Consider the following 21,022-nt stretch of genomic DNA (forward strand, 5'->3'; position numbering starts at 1 on the left):
CGATGACCCAGCAGCACGTCCCCCCTGCTGAGCCGCAGCGTCCCACCGTCACCGACAACGTCTTCGCGCGGGCCGCCGCGCGCAGCGCCGCCTTCTCCGAGCGCTGGTTCCCCACCGCGCTGGTCTTCGCCCTGCTCGCCGTCGCGGTCGTGGCCGTCGCCGCGCTGGCCATCGGTTCGTCGCCCGCGAAGGTCACGGGCGTGTTCGGCGACGGCTTCTGGGACCTGATCCCGTTCACCATGCAGATGGCGATGGTGGCGATCGGCGGCTACGTCGTCGCCACCGCCCGTCCCGTGCAGCGGGTCATCGTCCGGCTCGCCGCGATACCGGCCACCAACCGCACCGCGGTCGCCATGGTGGCCACCGTCAGCCTCACCTCCGCGCTGCTCAACTGGGGCTTCAGCCTCATCTTCAGCGGGTTGCTGGTGCGCCGGCTCGCGGAGCGGGAGGACCTGCGCGTCGACTACCGCGCCGCGTCCGCGGCTGCCTACCTGGGCCTGGGCGGCAGCTGGGCGCTCGGACTCAGCTCCTCCGCCGCCCAGTTGCAGGCCAACCCCGAGAGCCTGACCGACTCACTCCTCGACATCACCGGCGTCATCCCCTTCAGCCAGACAATCTTCACCTGGCAGTCCCTCACCCTCGCCGCCGCGGTGATCGTCACCTGCATCGCGGTCGCCTACGTCACCGCGCCGCGCGGCGAGAGCGTGCGCACCGCCGCCGACCTGGGCATCGACCCGTCCGACCCGGTGGAGGAGGACAGGCCGCGCACCCGGCCCGGGGAGTGGCTGGAGTACAGCCCGCTGCTGACCTTCGTCGTGGTCGCGCTCGTCGGCGGCTGGGCCGTGCAGGAGTTCACGTCCCAGAACCCCATCGTCGCGATCTCCGCCCTCAACACCTACAACCTGCTGGTACTGACGCTGGGCATGCTGCTGCACTGGCGTCCGCGCCGGTTCGTCGCCGCGGTCGCGAAGGCCGTGCCGGCGACCGGCGGAGTGCTGATCCAGTTCCCGTTCTACGCCGGTATCGCGGCCATCATGACCGAGGCCACCAACAGTTCGGGCGACAGCCTGTCGCACTACCTCGCGTCGATGTTCACGGGCACGGGCTCCGCGGGCCTGTTCCCGGTGACGATGGGCGTCTACTCCGTCGTCCTCGGCTTCCTCATCCCGTCGGGCGGCGGCAAGTGGGTCATCGAGGCGCCGTACGTGATGCAGGCCGCCAACGACCTGCACGTCAACCTGGGTTGGACGGTGCAGATCTACAACGCCGCCGAGGCCCTGCCCAACCTCGTCAACCCCTTCTGGATGCTGCCGCTGCTCGGCGTGCTGAAGCTCAAGGCCCGCGACATCATCGGCTACACCTTCCTCTACCTGGTGGCGCTCCTGCCGTTGGTACTCGGCCTCCTCACCCTGCTGTCCCTGACACTGCCCTACACACCCCCCGTCCAGCCCTGACCGGGGCGCACCGGGCCGGTGGCGGCAGCGCCGGCCCGGACCCGGCCGCTCATGTCCCCGGCGACGGCGACGTGTTGGCCGCTGCCGCCCGTCGGCTCCGTGGAGGTCTGTCCCGGTGATGCCGAAGCATGCGTCTCACCGGGCCTCGCTTCGCCTGGCGGCCCGGGGCAACCGGGACGGCTGGTCGGGGCCGGGCCGTCGGGGCGGCCGGAGCCGGGCGGTCGGGCGGTCGGGCGGTCGGGCGGTCGGGCGGTCGGGCGGTCGGGCGGTCGGGCGGTCGGGGCACTGTGTCAGCCCGGTGCCGGGACGGGCACCAGGCACCGGGCACTTCACCCCGCCGCCGGAACCACCCCCGGCGCCACCCCGACCCGGACCGTGTCGGGGAGTGCGGCTCGTGGGCCACGGGTCAGCAGCGCATCCGTGGGCGTTCCCCGTTCGTGACGGCCCGAAGTACCCACTCGGCCGGGCCGTACCGGTACCGCCCGAGCCAACGACGGCTCAGCTCCAGCTGTACCGCGAAGATGCCGACGGCGACGACCGGCACGACCGCCGGCGGCGTGTCTCCGGTCAGCCCGAGGCCTGCGCCGGTGAAGACCAGCACGCCAAGCAGGGACTGACCGAGATAGTTCGACAGCGCCATCCGGCCGGCCGGCGCGAGCGCCCGTGCGAGCCGGCTGCCGCGCGGGGTGGCGAACACCCGTAGCAGGGTCGCCACGTAGGCGCCGACCAGCAGCGGCGCGGTCAGGATGCTCGCCGCCAGCCCGGCCGGGTCGGCGGTGCCGCCACCGATCGCGAACACCAGAGCGCCGGCGAGCCCGACCGGGTACCCGACCGCCTCCAGTCGGCGCAGCGCGACCGCGTGCCTGCCGATTCCCTCGGCGAGCAGCTTCCGCCGGCCGGCGGCCAGCCCGACGAGGAACGCGGCGAACGCGAGCGGGCCCTGCACCGCGAGAGTTCCGGCCATCGCAGGCAGCGAGCGCAGGTGCTCGCCGATCACCGAACCCAGGCCGCCGGCCAGCGCATCGGTCGACGCGCGACCGTCGGCGAGCGCGACGTTCTGGTCGGTGACCAGTTCGACGCCGCCCAGGGCAGCCACGGCCATCCCGACCGCCATGAAACCGACGATCGCTCCCGCAGCGACGACCGCGGTCCTCGGCCTGATCCGGCGCACGGCGAGCAGAACGAGGCCGAGGAGCGCGTAGGTGGTCAGGATGTCGCCCTGGAACAGCAGCACCGCATGCAGACCGCCGAGCACGAAGAGCCCGCCGAGCCGGCGGAGGAACCGCGCGGTGAAGTTCGCGCCGGCACCGGCCGCGGAGGCCGGCTGCAGGGTGAAGCTGTAGCCGAACAGGAACGAGAACAGCAGATAGAACTTCATCTCGAACAGCAACCGGACCCCGAACTCGACGGAGTGGTCCAGCCAGGAGCCGTGTGCCGGATCGGCGACGAGGTGGAACGGGTAACCGGAGGCGAAATACGCGAGGTTCACGACCAGGATGCCGAACAGCGCGAACCCGCGCAGCGCGTCGACATCGAGTAACCGGGGTGCGGTGCGCGGTCGCAGGGTGTCCGTCATGCGACAACGCTAGGAACGGCGGGGGCCCGGCACGAGCCGGTGTGCCCGAGAGCCCGCGGTGGGGCCTGCCCCACCGGCCGGGGCGGGGCCTGCCCCACCGACGGACCCTGGCGTCGGGCCGGCCCGAGCGCGTGACGCCCCGTGCGGGCCGCCGTTCTACCGGTCGCGGATCTCCGCCGGCAGGGCCTGCTGCGGGACGTTCTGGTAGGCGACCGGGCGGCGGAAGCGGTTCACCGCCGCCGTGCCGACCGACGTGGTGGTCGGTGCGGTGGAGGCGGGCCAGGGGCCGCCGTGCTGCTGGGCGTCGCTGACGGTGACGCCGGTGGGCCACTCGTTCCAGATGACGCGTCCGGCGTGCCCGGCCAGCGCTTCGAGCAGGCGCCGGCCGTCCTCGTCGAGGGCGTGGCCGCCCTGGACGGTGCCGGTCAGCGCACCGTCGAACCCGGCGAGGACCGTCTCGACCTCGTCCACACTGCCGTACTCGACGAGGAGCGAGGCGGGGCCGAAGACCTCCGTGGAGATGAGCGACGGGTCCGCGCGCACGGCCTCGGTGGTGGTGCGCAGGAGCGCGATCTCCGGCAGGTCCGCGTCGCCGCCGGTGCGCCGGGCCATGGTCACTCCGTCGCGGGCGGCGAGCTCGTCGAGCGCGGTCGCGTAGGCCTCGGCGATGCGGTCGCCGAGCATCGGGCCGGCCGTCAGCGGGGGCAGGGCCGCGAGGAAGGCGTCGGCGTCGGGGACGAAGACGACGCCGGGCTGGGTGCAGAACTGGCCGGAGCCGAGGGTGAAGGAGGCGGCGAAGCCGGTGGCGATGTCCGCGGCGCGGTCGGCCCAGCCCGCCGGAGTGACGACCACCGGGTTGGTGGAGCCGAGTTCGCCGTAGAAGGGGATGGGGTCGGGGCGGTCGGCGGCGAGTTGGAAGAGGTACCGGCCGCCGCGCGTGGAGCCGGTGAAACCGACGGCCTTGATGCGGGGGTCCCGTACGGCGTCGGCGCCCTCGCGTTCTCCCTCGACGAGCTGGAGCAGGTGGGCGGGGGCTCCGGCGTCGTCCAGGGCCGCCGTGGCGACGGAGGCGGTGAGCCGGGAGAGTTCCGGGTGGCCGGGGTGGGCCTTGACGACGACGGGGCAGCCGGCCGCGAGCGCGCTGACGGTGTCGCCGCCCAGGACGCTGAACGCGAAGGGGAAGTTGCTCGCGGCGAAGACCAGGACGGGGCCGAGCGGCACGGTGGTGCGGCGGATGTCCGGGCGGGCGCCCATCGGCCAGTCGGGATCGGCGTGGTCGACCCGGACGTCGTCCAGGGCGCCGGACGCGAGGCGCTCCGCGAAGAGCCGGCACTGGAAGGTGGTGCGGGCGAGTTCGCCGGTGAGGCGGGCTTCGGGCAGGTGCGACTCCCGCTGGGCGACGGGGACCAGGGTGTCCGTGGCGACGTCGAGCGCGTCGGCGACCGCGGTCAGCAGGCGGGCGCGTTCCGCGGGCGGGACGGTGCGGGCGGGGGCGGCGGCGGTGGCCGCCCGGGCGAGGACCGTGTCGAGGGTCGGGGCGGTCGCGGGCAGGGTGGTGCTCATGAGGGGACCTCGTAACGGTCGACGGGGCGACGGGGCGACCCGTCGACGGGTCAGCATGTCGATGTGTCGACGGAACAGGTGACGGTGTGCCGACGGCTCGGGTGACGGTGTGCCGACGGCTCAGGTGACGATGTCGTGGGAGGCCATGTCGGCCAGTGTCCACTCCTCGACCTCGCTGAGGTGGAGCGCGGCGGCCTCCTGGGCGGTCGCGATGTCGCGGGCGGCCATGGCGTCCAGGATCTCGAGGTGGCGCCGGGTGGAGCCGGCGAGGCGGTGCGGGCCGGTGGCGCCGAGGACCCGCAGCCAGTACACGAACGGCTCGACCGACTCGCGGGCCGCGATCAGGCGGCTGTTGTCGGTGTGCGTGATGATCTCGCGGTGGATGCGGGTGTCGCTCGCGAAGAACGGCTCGTAGTCCCCCCGCTCGGCGGCGCGCAGCGCGGCGACGGCCTCCTCGCGCAGGTCGGTGATCTGCTCCAGGGGCATCGCCCGGGCGGCGACGCCGGTGGCCAGCCACTCCAGGCCCTTGCGCAGCTGGCACACCTCGTGGACGTCCTGGCGCGAGGGCCGGGTGACGAAGGTGCCGGAGCGGGGGCGGGTCTCCACGAGGCGGTCGTGCTCCAGGCGTACGAGCGTGTCGCGGACCGGGGTGCGGGAGACGCCGAACTCCTTCGCGATGGCCTGGGGGTCCATCCGGGAGCCGGGCGCGTACACACCGGTCGTGATCCGCTCGCACAGGATCGTGTAGAGCTGCTCGGAGATCGACTCCACCACCAGGGGCGCGGGGCCGCTGCGGCTACGGACGGAGGGGGTGGCCATGATCGCCCTTCTTCTCCAACGGTCGCTCCGGTCTTCTCCATACGGTCGCTCCGGCGCCGGACGACGCGGCTCCGGCGCCGGTGAAACACAGCATCTGATCGATCAGATGGAGATCGGTCAGATCAGCCTAGCGGCTTCCAGGGCAGTGCGGATGCGCTCGCGCTCGGCGTCCGTGGCGGGCCGGAACGGGCGGCGCGGCAGGCCGGCCGAGCGGCCCTGGAGTTCGAGGGCGGCCTTGATGGTGGCGGGCAGGTTCGGGGCGTCGATGGCCCGCCAGACGGTGAGGATCCGCTCGTGCAGCTCCAGGGCCCTGGTGTGGTCGCCGGCCTGGACGGCGTCCCACAGCTCGACGCTGAGGCGCGGCGTGACGGTGGGGATGGCGGCGAGGGCACCGTGGGCGCCCATGACGAACGCCGGGTAGTGCAGGTCGTCGAGGGCGGCGAGCACGGTGAACCGGTCGCGCATCCGGTGCAGCAGGTCGGCGAGGAGGTGGATGTCGCCGCCGGACTGCTTGACGGCGGTGACCTGCGGGACGTCGCGCAGCAGCTCGATGGTGTCCACCGGGACCAGCGCCCAGGGCACCACGTTGTACAGCACGATCGGCAGGTCGGTGGCCTCGCCGATCTCGCGGTAGTGGGCGACGGTCTCCTCGGGCGAGGGGGCGAAGACGTAGTGCACCGGAGTGACCTGGAGCGCGTCGACGCCCGCCTCCTTCAGGGCGAGGGAGTAGCGCTTCGCCTGGGCGGTGGAATTCTGGATGACGCCACCGATGACCGGAACTCGACCGTCGACCTCGTCGACGACGGTGGCGCAGATGGCGGCGCTCTCCTCCAGGGAGAGCGTCTGGCCCTCGCCGGTGCTGCCGCAGGCGCAGATGGCGGTCACACCCTGGTCGAGGAGGTACTTGACCTCGCCGCGCAGCAGGTCGAGGTTGACCTGGTCGTTCTCGTCGAACGGCGTGACAACGGTGGAAATCATCCCGCCGAGCTTGACGTCCTTCACGTGCGCCTCCCGGGTATTGCCGCAATCAAAGTGCGGATGTAATGTCTGATGCATCAGATGCTAGCACGCGGTACTGCCCCAGCAGAACCACCGCTTTCCGGACACGGCCCGTTCTCCCACACTGAGGGGAGGTCCCACCGTGTCGTCCGAGCCGCCATCGCAATGGAGCGAGCATGCCCCAACCGGCCGCTACACCCGCTTCCCGGGAGACCTCCCTGCGCAAGGTCGTCACGGCCAGCGCCCTGGGAACCACCGTCGAGTACTACGACTTCACGCTGTACGCGACCACCGCAGCACTGGTCTTCGACAAGATCTTCTTCCCCGACGCCTCTCCCCTGGTGGGCACCCTCGCCGCCTTCGCCACCTACTTCGTCGGGTACGCCGCCCGGCCGCTGGGCGGCATCCTCTTCGGACACTTCGGCGACCGCCTCGGCCGCAAGAACGTCCTCATCATCACCATGCTCATGATGGGCATCGGCACGTTCGCGATCGGCCTGCTGCCCTCCTACGACAGCATCGGCATCGCGGCGCCGATCCTGCTGGTCCTGATCCGGCTGGTCCAGGGCCTCGGCATGGGCGGCGAGTACGGCGGCGGCGTCCTGATGGCCCTGGAGTACAGTCCCCGCTCCCGCCAGGGCTTTTTCACCTCACTGGTCCACATCGGCACCCCGGCCGGCGTCCTGATCCCGGTGGGCCTGGTCACCGTCCTCGACTCCACCCTGCCCTCGGGCGCCTACGACTCCTGGGCCTGGCGCCTGCCGTTCCTCGCCAGCATCCTCCTGGTCGGCGTCGGCATCTGGATGCGGCTGCACGTCACCGAGAGCCCCGAGTTCGAAAAGATGCGCGAGGACCGCGAGGTGCAGAGCCTGCCGGTGAAGCAGGTCCTCACCCGCCAGCCGGCCACGGTCGTCCTCTCCGTGCTGGCCAAGATCGCCGAGAGCGGTCTGTTCAACATCTACTACGTGGTGGCCATCACCTACGTCACCACCGAACTCGACCTCGCCAAGGGACCCGTCCTCCTCGCCGTGCTCATCGCCTGCGCCGTCGAGTGCTTCACGCTCCCCTACTTCGGGGCACTCTCCGACCGCATCGGCCGGCGCAAGGTGTACGTCTTCGGCGCGGCCTTCCAGGCCGTCCTCGCCCTGCCCTTCTTCCTCCTGATCGAGACGGGCCAGTTCTGGGGCTACGCCGTCGGCATGACGCTGGGACTCGGCGTCGGACACGCCGCGATGTACGGCGCGCAGGGCGCGCTGTTCGCCAACCTGTACCCGGTCAACGTCCGCTACACCGGGCTGTCCGTGACCCAGCAGATCGGCGCCACCCTCGGCGGCGGGCTCTCCCCGCTCATCGGCACCGCCCTGCTGTCCGTGGCCGGCGGCCACTGGTCGTGGCTGATCGCCTACTGCGTCGGGGTCGCCGTCCTCTCCGGTCTGGCCGCCACCCGGCTGCGGGCCGGCGAGACGCCCGGACCCGCCCTGTCCGGGGCGGACACCGCACCGGACACCGCACCGGATCCCAGTCACCGCGCCGAAAGGACCCAGGTCTCGTGAACCGCCTGTTCCTTCCCTCCGAAAAGCCCGTCGAGGAGGCCCTCAGCGGCCTGGCCCTGGCCCACCCGGGGCTGCTCACCCTCCACGAGGACCCGCTCTACGTCACCGCCCGCGAACGGCACCCCGGCCGGCGCGTCGGGCTCGTCTCCGGCGGCGGCTCCGGCCACGAGCCGCTGCACACCGGATTCGTCGGCGCCGGGATGCTGGACGCCGCCGCGCCCGGCCGCGTCTTCGCCTCCCCGCACAACCGGCAGGTCTACGAGGCGTCCAAGGCCGTAGCGGGCCCGGACGGGGTCCTGCACATCGTCAAGAACTACACCGGCGACCGCATCAACTTCGGCATCGCCGCCGAACGCCTGCGGGCCGACGGCATCCCCGTCGCCCGCGTCCTGGTCGACGACGACCTCGCCACCGAGAGCGACGAGACCGCGACCGGCCGCCGCGGCACCGGCGCCACCGTGATCGTGGAGAAGCTCCTCGGCGCCGCCGCCGACGCCGGCGCCGGACTCGACGAGCTGGCCGAGCTGGGTGCCCGGATCACCGCGGCCTCCCGCAGCCTCGCGGTCGCCGCACGCGCCCAGACCTCGCCCGCACGCGGCGGAGCGGCGTTCCCGCTGCCGGAGGGCACCCTCGAGTACGGCGTCGGCATCCACGGCGAGCGCGCCGCCACCACCGTGGAGCACCCCGGCTTCGAGCAGCTCGTCGACCGCATGACCCACCAGGTCGCCGACGCGCTGCCCGACACGGCCCGGTCCGTCCTGCTGCTCGTCAACGGCCTCGGGGCGACCACCCTGCTGGAGCTGCACGCCGTCCACGCCCGGGTCTCCCGGCTGCTGGGCGAACGCGGCCTGGACGTGGCCGGCCGCCTGGTCGGCTCCTACGTGCCCGCGCTCGACATGAGCGGCTTCTCCCTCACCCTGACCGCCCTGCGCGACGACTGGGCCGCCCACTGGCACGCCCCCGCCCGCACCGTCGCCTTCCCCGCACAGGAGGCCGTCCGATGACCACCGATCCGAGCCTCGTGCTGCGCACCTACGCCGACGCGGCACACACCGCCTACGAGACGCTCACCGCACTGGACCAGCTCTCCGGCGACGGCGACTTCGGCGACAACCTCTGCGAGGGGCTCGACCGCGTCACCGGCGCCCTCGACGCCCACCCGGACGAGCCGCCCTACACCGTGGCCGCCGCCGTGTTCCTCGACGAGGTCGGCGGCACCAGCGGCCCCCTGATCGGTCTGCTCTTCCAGGAGCTGGCCCGGGCGCACGCGGCCTCTCCCGGCCAGGACGCGTGGGTCACCGGGGTCCGCGAGGGCCTGGCGGCGATCCAGCGCGTCGGCGAGGCCGAACCGGGCGACCGCACGATGGTCGACGCCCTCGCTCCCGCCCGGGACGCCCTCCAGGCGGGGGCCGATGCCCGGGACGTGGCCGTGGCCGCCCTCGACGGCGCCCGGTCCACCGCCGCGCTGCGCGCCCGCCGCGGACGCGCCTCCTACGTCGGCGAGCGCGCCGTCGGTCACCCCGACCCCGGCGCCCTCGGTGTCGCCCTGCTGTTCTGGTCCCGCGCGCGGGCCGACGGCCGGGCACCGGGCGAGCTCACGGATCACCTGCCCGGCCTGCCGGACGAGGCGCCGCCGAACTGACCGCGCGGCGGCCGGCCGCGGGACCCGACCGGACCGCTTTCAGCGGGCCGCTCGGCGGGTGAAGCGGCGCAGTCCTCGGCGGGTGGGTTTGAGGGGCTTGTCCTCGGGGGCCGCCGGTCCCTGACCGCCCGGGGGCAGGGCCGCCGCGGTGGCGGGAGCGGGAGGCGGCACGGGCCGGTCGCCGTGCGCGAGCCGGTGACGCACCGCCTGGGCCATGGCCTGGTGGGCGGGGTCCTGCAGCAGGTTCGCCTCGGACAGCCGCTCCCACATGTGCAGCAGTTCCTGCCCGCGGGTGGCGACCTGGCCCTCGTCGAACAGCCGCTGCCAGGCCGCGGTCGCGCGCGCCACCTCGGGCGCGGCGCGGGTCATGTCCGTACGGCAGCGGATGCGGGCGACGGTCAGCGCGAGCACGGTGGAGAGCATGTAGTCGCCGCGCAGGAACGCCAGGTACGCCTCGATCGCCCTCGCCTCCAGCGAGAGCTCGTCCTCCGCGCCCCGGCGCAGGGTGAGGTGCTCGCGCAGGGCGCTGGCGAGGACGAACGCGGCGTGCAGCTCCTCGCGCTGCGCGTGCTGGATGATCCGCTCGACGCGGGCCAGCGGAGGGAAGGACTCCTCCTCGGCGGCGGTGCGCTCGCGACCGGGCGGCAGGTCCTCCTCGTCGGCGATGGTCCGGCTGGAGCCGTCGGGGTGGACCCGCAGCCGCGCCACCTGCTGCACGGTGCGGTCGATGACGGTGGCCGCGACGGGGGCCCGCAGGGTGCGCGCGAACATGGCGACGGCGTCGAGGATCGCCTCGTTGGGCGGCCGCATGCCGCCCATCTCCAGCAGGTGACCGTTGACCACCGTCGACCCGTCCTCCGCCACGTAGGCGTCGAGCCGGATCAGCGGCGTGGCGCCGAGCACGGGCAGGTTGCCCTCGTCACGGGGGGTCAGCGAGTGGGTCATCCGCTCAGGCTCCGGGTCGTACGACGCCCAGGACGGGCATGATGGCGACGGGCGCGGTCGTCACGCTGCGGCCCGGCCGCGGGGCGTGGACCATCTGTCCGTCTCCGATGTACATGCCCACGTGGGTGGCGCCGCTGTAGTAGATGATCAGGTCTCCGGGCCGGGCGGAGGACAGGCTCACGCGGCTCAGCCCCGCCCATTGTGCCTGCGAGGTACGGGGGATGGGGTGGCCGGCCGCGGCCCACGCGGCGGAGGTGAGTCCGGAGCAGTCGTACGACGAGGGGCCCACGGCGCCCCACACGTACGGTTTGCCGATCTGCGCCATGGCGAAGCCCACGGCCTTGCCGGCCGCTCCGCTCGCAGGTGTCCCGCCGCCCTTCCCGGTGCCGGTCGAGCCACCGCCGCCACCGGACTTCGAGGGGCCGGTCCACTCGGCCTCGGCCTGCCTGTTCCGTTCTTCCTCCAACTCGGCCAGCCTGCGGGTCTGTTCCTCCTCCAGTCCCGCTTCCATCCGCTCGGCCGCGGCGATCTTCTTCTCGATCTTCTCCTTCGACGCGGCCTTGTCCGAACGGCTTTTCTTCAGCTTGCCCAGTTCCTTGTCGGCCGCTTCGGTCTGCCCGTCCAGTTCCTTGCGGGCGGCCTCCTGGGTCTCGGCGACGTTGGCCACGCCCCGCATGGCCTGGCGTGCCTGGGACGCCTCGTCGAGGGCCTGCTCGGGGTGGTCGCCAAGCAGCAACTGGATGCCGGTGGCGGCGAGATCGCCGCCGCGGTACTGGGTACGGGCGGCGGCGCCCGCGAGGGCGTGCAGCTTCTCCACCCGTTTCTCGGCGCGGGTCAGGTCCTTGCGCAGCGACGCCAGCCGCTTCTCCTGCTCGGTGGCCTTCTCGTTGGCGGCGTTGTACGCCTCGGTGGCGATCTCCGCCTCGTGGTAAAGGCCGTCCAGTTCGTCGCGGATGTCCTCGATCGACTTGCCGTTCGGCGAGCCGGGTTCGCCCGGGTCCGCGTAACTGGGGCCGGGGAACAGGGCTATCGCGCAGACGAGGGCCGCGGTGGCGCCCCGGGTCCGTGAGCGTCTGCCGCCGGTCGACACGTTCATGCTCTCCAGATTCCAGACGTCGCGAGCGGGCGGCTCAGACGGACGGCTGCCACCGCGGTCGCCACCACGGGTCGCGTGGAGGGCCGTTCGAGCCTTGAACACACTACCTTCCCCCGATCACCCCCTCCCCACGTGCCCACGCGTGTCACCTTGCTCACGGGCAACTCTTGCAGGGCCAAAGAATAGTTGCACCCGATGTCATAGAGGGTGATCTTGGTGGAATACGCCGTAGCGGCCCGGTTGACACCGCTCTGCCAGGTGCCGTTGCCCGACTCACCCTTGCGGATGTACTCGCACTCGAAGGACATGTCGGTACTCGTGACGGCCAGGTGGGCGGCGGCCACGTGCTTGGCCGCGTCGATGAGGAAGTCGTCGACACCGAGGGAGAGCAGGTCGTCGAGGCCACCGGCGATCGCTGTCGGCCCCACGCGTCGCGCCGCACGGTTGCTCACGGCCGCAACGGCTTCAGCGAGCCCAGACGTTGCAGCTCGATGATGTGCTCAGCCGCTCGTCGCGGTGCTTCGCCCCCGTTCACCAGCACTCCTGCCTCGATGTTGCGGTGGACCGCGGACTCGGTCAGGTTGGCGCTGCCCAGGAACAGCGTACGGCGGTCGGCCACCGCGAGCTTGGCGTGCTGGCGCGAGTGAGGGTGGCCGTCGGGGTCCCGGGCCCAGTGCCACACGCTCAGTCCGGGAACGGACCTGAACGCCTCGGCCGGTTCCCGGCCCCCCAGGAGTCCGTTCGCGCCGGCCAGCGTCTCGACCACGACATGGATCCTCACGCCCCGTGCCACAGCCGATGCGAGAGCCCGGGTCAGAGCTGGGTACGGGCGGGCCGCATAGGTCATGGCGAGCAGCTCGTCCTGGGCCTCGTCGATGACGTCGGCCAGCACCTGGGCGGTCGCCCGCACCGGTACGCCCGGCGTGGACGGGCCGCTCCACACCGTGCGGACCCGTACCCTGTCCCGGGCCCGCAGCATGGCCGCGACATAGCCCCGCACGTAGGCAGCTGCCTCGGCGAGCGGCACCGAGGCTCGCTCCATCGCGTCGTACAGCTCTGCCACGGCCATGTCGGCTCCGGGGCCGGTGAGTTCGGCCCGGGCACGCTCCCTGCTTCCTCGACGTGCCAGCAGGCCGGCTAGGTCCTTGCTCCGGGACAGGCCGAGGACCGCGACGGCGGACTCCGCCGCGGTCTCGAACTCGCGCCGGCTCACGGCAGCAGACCGACCGGTGTCAGTATCTGCTCCTTGTCCCCGGACAGCGGAACGAGGAAGCGGCGGTCCAGGAACCGGTTGGCACGCTCGCACGTGGTCTCGGAGACGAAGAGGCAGACGTGGCAGGCCGCCCCGTGGAGGTAGTCACCCGGGTCGTGGGGCAGGCGCTCCGAGCAGAGCGGGTCGGCCGAGCAGTGCCCTGCGTCGGCCAGGGCCCTGCGGACGATCCGGCCGAACTCGCGTTCCTCGGCCAAGGAGACCAGGCCACCGAGGGTGCCCTCCGAGTCCGGGACGGAGGTGTAGATCAGGATTCCCGTCCTCGGGTTCTGTTCGTCGCCGGCGTAGATCCGTTCGGCCAGGGAGGCCGAGCTGTAACCGCATTCGAGGGCGATGGTGCGGATCAGCAGGTGGGAGAGGGTGTGCAGGGCGATGTAGCGAGCCCCGGGCCAACCGTGGAACGGGTCGAAGTCACTCGTCTTGCGGTCCGACTTCCGGTTGGTGCGGAACCGGCCGTAGGCCTCCCGGTGCGCCTCCATCTGCGGCGACTTCTCCATGCGCGCCACCCACTGCGTCATGAGGTCGTCCCGCACCCGGACGAAGACCCCCTCTCCGCGGACCTCGCTGGCCGGCACCCAGTTCTGCGTGCCCCGCGACAGGTCGACGCGGGTGGCGATCTCAGGTGACTCGGGGTCGGGGGCGTCGAGCCGGGTGAAACCGATCAGGGCGCGCGCCTCGCGAAGCCGCTCGACCTGGCGGACGTCCGAGAGGAGTTCGCCCAGCGGCGCCGGGACGGAGACGGGTCTGAGGGCGAAGTCGTCACTGGGCGGCGGGACCGGGCCGGACAGAGCCTCCCATTCGGGTCGGAAGAGGTCGGCCTGGACGTCAGGGGCGGACGGAGCCGGTCCCTCGGTCCCCTGCTTGCGGGCCGCGACGGCCGCGAAGACGGCGTCGGCGTCGAACTCCTTGAGGAAACCGAACTGGGGCAGCCGCGCCATGAAAGCGAGCTCGCTCCGGTCCTCCACCTTCTCGAGCTCCGGCCAGTGGTCGTCGAGCAGTTTGTCGATGTCGCCCCCTTGTGCCTTGGGCAGCGCAAGGGCGCTGAGGGTGAGCGGGAACCACTGGTTGGAGGCGCCAGCGACCATCAGTACCGACTTCTGGTCGCAGCCGTTCGGCGCGTAGGTGCCCAGGTGCGGATGGCGGCCGCGGCAGTGGGGCAGATGGCGGCGCCCGCGTTCGCCCATGGCCTCCCGGATGTTGCGCTTGGCGCCGCAGGCGACGCATTCGATGGTGACGTTGGCGGCCTGGTTGCCGCCGTGGTCCTTCATGCGCAGCTTGGGCCGGGGGATCCTGCCGCAGGCCTGCCCGTGGTGGACGTACGGGGTGTAGGGGAACTCGTCGAGGTGGCCCTCCGTGCACACGAGGGTGAAGCGGGCGGCCACGGCGAGCGGGGGCTTGCCCCGCTTGCAGTCGTGGACGAACTTGGCCTCGTGCGGCGCACGCGCGTTGCCGTTGAGGAAGGTGAACTCGTCGGAGTCGATGGCGGCGAGGACGTTGCAGGCGGTGCAGCGCAGCCACTGCGGGAACGGTGCGGCGGGCACTCCGACCCCCTGCGCCGCCCAGCCCATGGGATCCGTGTCCGCCCCCTCCAGCCACGGGGCGGCGCGCAACTGCTCGATCTGCCCGCGTCCGTAGCGCTGGAGCGAGCGGTTGACGGCCGCGCGCAGCCGGGGTTCGTCGATGTCGTAGTCGGTGATGCCGGAGTAGCTCCAGGCGTCGAGTCCCCTGACGAGTACGGAGAAGTTCGGCAGGTCGACGAGGGAGCCGACACCGGCGGTGAACATGAGGTGACTGGGGCGGACAGCTCCGACCCTGCGGTTCGTCCGAGTGGTCATCGCTGTGCCCTCCTGGGCGTGTCCGCGGTGGTGGGTCCGTACTCGTCGCTGTCCACGGTCGCCGCCAGGTCGGAGTCGGTGTCGGCGCCGGTGTCTGTGTCGGCCGCTCCGAAGTCCCAGTCCGGGCCGCCGCCCGAGGGGTCTTCGAGGGAGGCTCCGCCGCCGGGCAGCAGGAGGTTGATCTCGTTCTCCGTCTCGCGCATCGACATGCCGACGGTCAGTTCGGTCCAGCGGGATCCGTCCGCCCGTCGGAGCAGCCCGTTCACGACGGTGGTCTTGTGCTTCTCCTTGCGGTAGCCGAGAGCCGCGCTGTTCTCGTCCCGCTTGCGGCGCCACTCGTCCTTCAGCCGGTCCAGCCGTTCGCTCAGGTACTGACGGGAGAGGTCGTCTCCCACCCGTTCCGCGCGTTCCAGCAGCCGGCGTTCGACGTCCCTGGCGAGCGACCCGTCGAGATCGACATGCTGGGCGTCCAGGTTGCGTGAGGTGTCGGGGGACGCCTGACGCAGCGCCGCCACGTAGGTGGCGGCGACCCCCCGGTCGAGAGCGCGGCGGGTGAATGGGGTGACGGAGAGAGCCTCGACCCGGCGGTAGAAGGTGGCGTGGTAGTGCTCGAAGTCCTCGTAGTGGGCGAGGTCGCGGGGGCGTGACCAGTTGTAGAGGGTGACGACGAGACCGGGCCGCGAGGCGTCACGGCCGACGCGCGAGGACGCCTGAATGTACTCGGCGGTGTTCTTCGGCTGGCCGACGACCAGCATCAGTCCGAACCGGGAGACGTCGACACCCACTTGGAGCATGGAGGTGGCCAGGACGGCGTCGACCGCCTGCCGGGCGAGCGGCGTCATGGCGGCCCGGGGCTCCCGCTTCTCCTTCGCGGCGACCGCGTACTCCCGCAGGAAGGCGCGTCGGCGGTCGGAGGTGTCCCGCTCGGGATCGAACTCGGTCTCCAGGCGCTTGAGTGCGGCACCGATGTCGGAGGAGGAGATGCGTGAGGTCAGTTCCTGGATGCCGAGCATGCCGGTGCGGCTCACGATGCGGTCGGCCAGTGTGTTCTGGCCCCGGCGGCTGCCGTTGGAACGCACCCGGGTCGTGATGTCGTCGTCCATGTAGCGCCGCATGCCCGCGAGTTCACGGGTCGCGTTGAAGTAGCCGACCAGGGTCATGTACGGATCGGCCGGCTTGCCGTAGTCGTCGAAGAGCTGCTGTCCGGCCAGGAGGAGGATCTCGGCGACCCGGATCTCGGCGGCCTTGAGGCGGGTGCCGTGCGCGCACACGCCCAGGTACCGCCGGCCGGGGGCGGCGCGGCTCAGCTCGACCTGCCGGGAGAAGAACGTGTCCCCGACGTCGAGGACCTGTGGCGGGAAGACGGCCACCTTGCGTCCGAAGACGCCCCGCACCTGGTCGGCGGCCCGTTTGGTCGTCGCAGTGGAGGCGACGATCTTGGCCGCGGTCTCGTGACGTAGCCCCTGGGCGTCGGTGACGCTCCAGGTGCACAACTGATCGACGGCGGATTCGAAGAGGCCGACGGTGGTGCCGAGGGCGCCGGAGATCAGGTGCAGCTCGTCCTGGATGATCAGGTCCGGGGGACGCAGGCGCGTCACCGGCTGTGCGGTGACGCCGGGCAGGTCTCCCCTGGCGTTGTGGCGGCTGCCGCAGCCGGTCTTGGCGTCGAGGTCGTCGTGGCGGTAGCCGTGCCGCGGGCACAGTTCGGTGACCCTGCCGAACAGCAGGCCGGCGTACCCGTTCCAGGGCAGCTGGGCGAACTTGTCCACGGTGGCGATCAGCAGGGCCGGGGCGAGCCGGTAGATCTCCTCGTCGACCGTGAGCACCGGGATGCCCTCGCCGGGCGACGTGCGCCGGGAGAAGGGGCAGCGGTCCTCGCCCTCCCCGCGCGGGCAGTACAGCAGGACGCGGCGCCGCGCCTCGTCGTACTCCATGTGGGAGCGGGCGGTCAGTCCGGTGCCGCACCACGGGCAGGTGAGGACCTGCAGGACGCGGGCGTGCTTGTCACTCGCGTTCTCCCGGGCCTCGGCGATCTGGTCCTTGGCCTCGCCGAACCAGTTGGGCGAGACGGAGGTTCCCACCCACAGTCCGATACGGAACGGGGTGGCGCCCCAGCGGGCGTCCCGGGCGAACTCCTCGCGGCGCAGCACTTCGCAGGCGCTGACCAGGGCGGCGGCACGCTGGAACTGCTGGGCGGTCAGCAGGCGCAGGGTGTAGCGCATGAGGACGCCGACGCCCGCCTCACCGCTGCGTGCCTCGGTGCCGGAGCCGATCGTGCCCTGCAGGCGCCGCAGCGCGAACGTGTACGCAGCGAGGCCGAGGTAGGCCTCGGTCTTGCCGCCACCGGTCGGGAAGAACAGCAGGTCGACGAGTGCTTCGCGGCCGGTGCCGCGATGGGGGTGCCCGGGCCGGCTGAGGGAGTCGAGGTTCAGCAGGACGAAGGCAAGCTGAAAGGGGCGCCAGCTGGCTGCCTGCTTGCCTTGCGCGTGGATCCGATCGTGGGCCTCCTGGTAGGAGGCGTGGTCGTCCTCGCGTCCGGCGCGGGCGGTGGCGATCGCGGTGTTGCGGCGCTGGAGTGCCATGGCCCGGTTGGCGAACCGGAAGGCCTCCAGAGCGGTGTCGTCGGCCACTAGCCGGTCGATGCCGAGGGTTGTGCGGTCGCAGATCTCCAGTGCCTGGTCGATAGCGACGTCGGCCGAGGCGCGCAGGTCGTCGGGGAGCGAACGGGCCTTGGCGCGCTGCTGTTCGAGCCAGGCTCCGTAGCCGTCGGCGAGCGGGGCGAGAGCGGCGCTCAGTTCGGTCCGGCGGGCGGGCACCGCGAGGGCCGCGAGTTCGTCCATGCCGAGTTCGAGCCCGCGGAGGAGGTCCTGCTCCCCGACGGTCGGTGCGGTGGTGGCCCGGACGTCGTACTCGGGCAGCCAGGCGGTCGTGAGGCGGTGCGCGTTGCGTTCGCCGTCGCGCACCTGCGCGTGCACGGCGACGTTGCGGCCCTTGGCGTGGCTGAGGCTGTCCCGGTAGAGGAGCCGGAGCCTGTCCTCCTCGGCGTCCTCGGTGCCGTTGCCGCGGCCGGCGGGGTCGAGTGGGTCATCGACCGGGCAGAAGACCGCCGCCTGGTCGTCCGGGAAGGCGGTGACGTCGATCTCCGTCTGGAAGAGCCAGCGGGCGTCCCGGGCCTCACGGCTGTCCTCCTGCCGGTTCACCAGGGCGAGTTCGACGACCCGGAGGTCCTCGGTGCCGGCCCGGCCGGTGTGCCGGCGCACCTGTACGTCGAGGACGGCCTCTCCCTCCTCGAGTCCGACGGTGTGGTCCGTCGCGCCCGTCACGTCGATGTCCACCGGGTGCTCGACCGGCTCGCGCGACCAGACCCTGCGCGTCGTGCCGCGGTCGGTGGCCTCCTCCGACTGCGTGTAGCGGCCCCAGCGGGCGGTGACGCTGAGCGTGCCGACGGAAGCGGGGACCGTGAAGGACAGCCCCATGGAGGAGGCCCAGATGTGCCCGGCGGCCTGCGGGGTCAGCCGCTCCTGCAGTTCGCTGTCGTCGCCCTCCTGCTCGTCGCCCGACTCCCCGTCCGCGCTCTGCGCGGCCACGAGGGCGATCCGGTCGGCGGTGCCGGTCTGGGGCCGCGGACCGAGCATGCCCACGAGATACCGGTCGCGCGGCCCGGACGAGGCGCTCGGCAGGGTTTCGGTCGCTCCGTCCCAGGGGCCCAGCAGATCGCGGCGGACGTAGGTGACGAGTCCGTCCCGCACGTCGTACGAGTCCCCGGCACGAAACGTCTGGGGCACTTCGTCGAGCGGGTGTGGGACAGCGGCCTGGGCAGGCTGGGCCGGCATGCGGTGGGTCCTTCCGGACGGATCCGATGGAGCACGAGTGGAGCACGAGCGGGATCACAGGTGTGACAGCACTGAAGAATAGACCGTTGACTCAGTTCACACAACGAATATGTGATGCTTGGTCATTCCGGTCGGCCGTAGTCTCTAGGCTGGTCCCGACCGTCGCCCACCCGTCACCGAGGACGCCGATGCCCCGACTCGCTCTCTCCGACGACTTCGTCACGGACCTCATCTCGCTGCAGAGGCCGGTCCAGAAGGAGCTCACCGACGCGATCCAGATGTTCCGGAGCATGACCGTCCCCCAGTTGCACGCGAGCAAGGGCATGCATCTGGAGAAGCTCGAGCGGGCACGCGATCCCCGGATCCGCACCATACGCGTCACCAAGTCCTACCGGGGCGTCCTCCTGGCCCCCGACGACGGCAGCGACCTGTTCATGCTGCTCCGGGTCGCGCAGCACGACGAGGCGATCAACTGGGCCTGCAAGCGCGCCTACTCCGTCAACGGCGCAACCGGCGGCCTGGAGGTGCGCAACGTCGAGGCCCTCGAGCAGATGGAGACCTACTTCGAGACGAAGGCGGACACCCCGCCCGCCCGCCTCTTCGAAGCGCACTCCGACACCGTTCTGCGCGATCTCGGCATCGACGACCAGGTGCTGCGGCTGGCCCGCGTCTGTGTCACGGTCGACGACCTGACGGTCATGGCACCGCCCATGATGCCGGCCGACCAGTACGAGGCTCTGTGGTTCCTGGCCGACGGCAACTCCCCCGAGGACGTCTGGGAACAGCTGATCGCCCCGCGCGGGCAGACCGTGCGCACGGCCGAGGAACGGCAGGCGGTCACGCTCACCGAGGCGATCCTCAACACACCCGACCGCATCGTGGAGGTGACCGGCCCCGGCGAGCTGGAGCGCATCCTCGCCGAGGACCTCGCCCGCTGGCGGATCTTCCTCCACCCCGCCCAGCGCCGTTACGCCTACCACCCCGGTTTCAACGGCCCCGCCCAGGTCACCGGTGGTCCCGGCACCGGCAAGACGGTGGTCGCCCTGCACCGCGTACGGCACCTGCTGCGCACCGGCCGCGAAGGTGACCGGATCCTGCTGACCACCTTCACCAACGCGATGGCGGCCGCCCTGCGGGACAGCCTCGCGCTGCTGCTCGGCGACGCGGACGCCCACCTGCTGGAGCGCGTTGACATCACGACAGTGGACTCACTCGCCGCGCGGGCCGTCCGCGAGGCGAGGGGCGGTTCCCCCAAACTCCTCTCGGCCGCCGCCGAGAAGAGCGCCTGGACCCGCGCCGTGGCACGCGAGGAACTGCCCTGGACGGAGCAGTTCCTGGCCCAGGAGTTCCGCAACGTCGTCCTGGCGCAGGGCCTGCGTACACCGGAGGAGTACCTGCGCTGTGTCCGGCGGGGCCGGGGCACCCAGGTCGGGCGGGTGCAACGGGCCCGGCTGTGGCGGGTGATGGAACGGTTCACGGCGGACCTCGCCTCCCGCGACTCGGCGACGTACACGCAACTGTGCGACCGGGCGGCGCGCGTCCTGGCCGAGAGCGCACCGCGCTACCGCCACGTCATCGTGGACGAGGCGCAGGACCTGCATCCGGCGCAGTGGCGCGTACTGCGCGCCTGCGTCGCCGTCCAGGCCGACGACATCTTCCTGGTCGGCGACCCCCACCAGCGCATCTACGACTCCCGCGTCTCGCTGCGCTCGCTGGGCGTCAACGTCCGGGGACGCACCTCCCGGCTCCGCCTCAACTACCGCAGTACGGAGGAGATCCTGCGCTGGTCCGCGTCCCTCCTCGACGGGCAACCGGTGGGCCGGCTCGGCGAGGACGACGACGATGACGGCGGCCGGGACTCCCTGCGCGGTTACCGGTCCCAGCTGCACGGCCGCGTCCCGGTGGCGCGCGGTCACGGCAGCCAGGACGAGGAACTGCGGGCGCTGGTCGAGCAGGTGCGCGCCTGGATCGAACAGGACGGGGTCAAGCCGTCCGAGGTGGCGGTGTGCGCCCGGTTCAACACACTGGTCGACGCCGTCATCACGCGGCTGCGCCGGGAGCGCGTCCCCGCGGTGGCGGTCAGGGACAATCCCGGGCCGGAAGTGTCCGGCGTGCGTGTGGCCACCATGCACGCGATGAAGGGACTGGAGTTCCGGTGCGTGGCGGTGGTGGGCGTGACGTCCGGCGTGCTGCCGTTCGCCCCACAGGTGACGCCCGCCGAGGCCGATCCCGTCCAGCACCAGTCGGATCTGCTGGCCGAGCACTGCCTGCTGTTCGTGGCGTGCACGCGGGCCCGCGACGCGCTGGCGATCTCGTGGAGCGGTGAGCGCAGCCCCATGCTGGATCCGGTCGCCGGCTGACACGGGTGCCGGCGGGCCCTCGGCGCCTCGGCCCCTGTTTCGGGTCAGAGGCACCGAGGCTGTCGTCGCGGGCGTCT

Annotated in this window: 15 protein-coding genes; 5 read left to right on the forward strand and 10 right to left on the reverse strand. The window is 72.0% G+C overall.

Annotated elements, in window-relative coordinates; translation table 11 throughout:
- Nucleotides 1–2 precede the first annotated feature (2 nt).
- Nucleotides 3–1,454, forward strand: coding sequence for a short-chain fatty acid transporter (locus HZS56_RS01100; RefSeq protein ID WP_216718715.1), 1,452 nt, complete (start codon nucleotides 3–5; stop codon nucleotides 1,452–1,454).
- Nucleotides 1,455–1,860: 406 nt separating this feature from the next.
- On the opposite strand, the gene HZS56_RS01105 is transcribed toward HZS56_RS01100, so the two are convergent.
- The 4 genes from HZS56_RS01105 to HZS56_RS01120 form a co-directional block, all read right to left on the reverse strand.
- Nucleotides 1,861–3,030, reverse strand: a complete 1,170-nt coding sequence (locus HZS56_RS01105; RefSeq protein WP_216718716.1) for a DUF418 domain-containing protein — start codon at nucleotides 3,028–3,030, stop codon at nucleotides 1,861–1,863.
- A gap of 156 nt (nucleotides 3,031–3,186) precedes the next feature.
- A complete protein-coding gene (locus tag HZS56_RS01110) occupies nucleotides 3,187–4,593 on the reverse strand; it encodes an aldehyde dehydrogenase (NADP(+)) (RefSeq protein WP_216718717.1) in 1,407 nt (468 codons plus the stop codon).
- Between the two features lie 120 nt (nucleotides 4,594–4,713).
- Nucleotides 4,714–5,412, reverse strand: a complete 699-nt coding sequence (locus HZS56_RS01115) for a GntR family transcriptional regulator (protein ID WP_253913534.1) — start codon at nucleotides 5,410–5,412, stop codon at nucleotides 4,714–4,716.
- A gap of 117 nt (nucleotides 5,413–5,529) precedes the next feature.
- Nucleotides 5,530–6,390 (reverse strand): dihydrodipicolinate synthase family protein, encoded by an 861-nt coding sequence (locus HZS56_RS01120; RefSeq protein ID WP_253913535.1) that lies wholly within the window; start codon nucleotides 6,388–6,390, stop codon nucleotides 5,530–5,532.
- Between the two features lie 197 nt (nucleotides 6,391–6,587).
- Between HZS56_RS01120 and HZS56_RS01125 the strand changes: the two genes are divergently transcribed.
- Genes HZS56_RS01125 through HZS56_RS01135 form a run of 3 tightly spaced genes read left to right on the forward strand, consistent with a single transcriptional unit; the run spans nucleotide 6,588 to nucleotide 9,606 of the window.
- Nucleotides 6,588–7,964 (forward strand): MFS transporter, encoded by a 1,377-nt coding sequence (locus HZS56_RS01125; RefSeq protein WP_216718719.1) that lies wholly within the window; start codon nucleotides 6,588–6,590, stop codon nucleotides 7,962–7,964.
- Nucleotides 7,961–8,968 (forward strand): dihydroxyacetone kinase subunit DhaK, encoded by a 1,008-nt coding sequence (locus HZS56_RS01130; RefSeq protein WP_216718720.1) that lies wholly within the window; start codon nucleotides 7,961–7,963, stop codon nucleotides 8,966–8,968. The genes HZS56_RS01125 and HZS56_RS01130 overlap by 4 nt, the downstream gene beginning before the upstream one ends.
- Nucleotides 8,965–9,606, forward strand: coding sequence for a DAK2 domain-containing protein (locus HZS56_RS01135; RefSeq protein ID WP_216718721.1), 642 nt, complete (start codon nucleotides 8,965–8,967; stop codon nucleotides 9,604–9,606). Before HZS56_RS01130 ends, HZS56_RS01135 begins: the two co-directional genes overlap by 4 nt.
- Nucleotides 9,607–9,645: 39 nt before the next feature.
- Here the strand turns inward: HZS56_RS01135 and HZS56_RS01140 are convergent, their stop codons facing one another.
- The 6 genes from HZS56_RS01140 to drmA are packed head-to-tail and all read right to left on the reverse strand — an operon-like array spanning nucleotide 9,646 to nucleotide 18,585.
- Nucleotides 9,646–10,551: a hypothetical protein gene (locus HZS56_RS01140; protein WP_216718722.1), complete on the reverse strand. Its 906-nt coding sequence runs from the start codon at nucleotides 10,549–10,551 to the stop codon at nucleotides 9,646–9,648.
- Between the two features lie 4 nt (nucleotides 10,552–10,555).
- Nucleotides 10,556–11,647, reverse strand: a complete 1,092-nt coding sequence (locus HZS56_RS01145) for a C40 family peptidase (protein WP_216718723.1) — start codon at nucleotides 11,645–11,647, stop codon at nucleotides 10,556–10,558.
- On the reverse strand, nucleotides 11,644–12,099 hold the full coding sequence (locus HZS56_RS01150; protein ID WP_216718782.1) for a CBM20 domain-containing protein: 456 nt from the start codon (nucleotides 12,097–12,099) through the stop codon (nucleotides 11,644–11,646). Before HZS56_RS01150 ends, HZS56_RS01145 begins: the two co-directional genes overlap by 4 nt.
- A complete protein-coding gene (gene drmC / locus HZS56_RS01155) occupies nucleotides 12,096–12,860 on the reverse strand; it encodes a DISARM system phospholipase D-like protein DrmC (protein ID WP_216718724.1) in 765 nt (254 codons plus the stop codon). Before drmC ends, HZS56_RS01150 begins: the two co-directional genes overlap by 4 nt.
- A complete protein-coding gene (drmB, locus tag HZS56_RS01160) occupies nucleotides 12,857–14,752 on the reverse strand; it encodes an MrfA Zn-binding domain-containing protein (protein ID WP_216718725.1) in 1,896 nt (631 codons plus the stop codon). Before drmB ends, drmC begins: the two co-directional genes overlap by 4 nt.
- Entirely contained in the window at nucleotides 14,749–18,585 is a 3,837-nt protein-coding gene (drmA, locus tag HZS56_RS01165; protein ID WP_216718726.1) for a DISARM system helicase DrmA, read from the reverse strand. Before drmA ends, drmB begins: the two co-directional genes overlap by 4 nt.
- Before the next feature lie 188 nt (nucleotides 18,586–18,773).
- Between drmA and HZS56_RS01170 the strand changes: the two genes are divergently transcribed.
- Nucleotides 18,774–20,945 carry a UvrD-helicase domain-containing protein gene (locus tag HZS56_RS01170; protein WP_216718727.1) on the forward strand — a complete coding sequence of 724 codons (2,172 nt, stop codon included), beginning with the start codon at nucleotides 18,774–18,776 and terminating at the stop codon, nucleotides 20,943–20,945.
- Nucleotides 20,946–21,022: the final 77 nt, after the last annotated feature.

The sequence above is a fragment of the Streptomyces mayonensis genome, assembly GCF_018982965.1.
Classification (GTDB): Bacteria; Actinomycetota; Actinomycetes; order Streptomycetales; family Streptomycetaceae; genus Streptomyces; species Streptomyces mayonensis.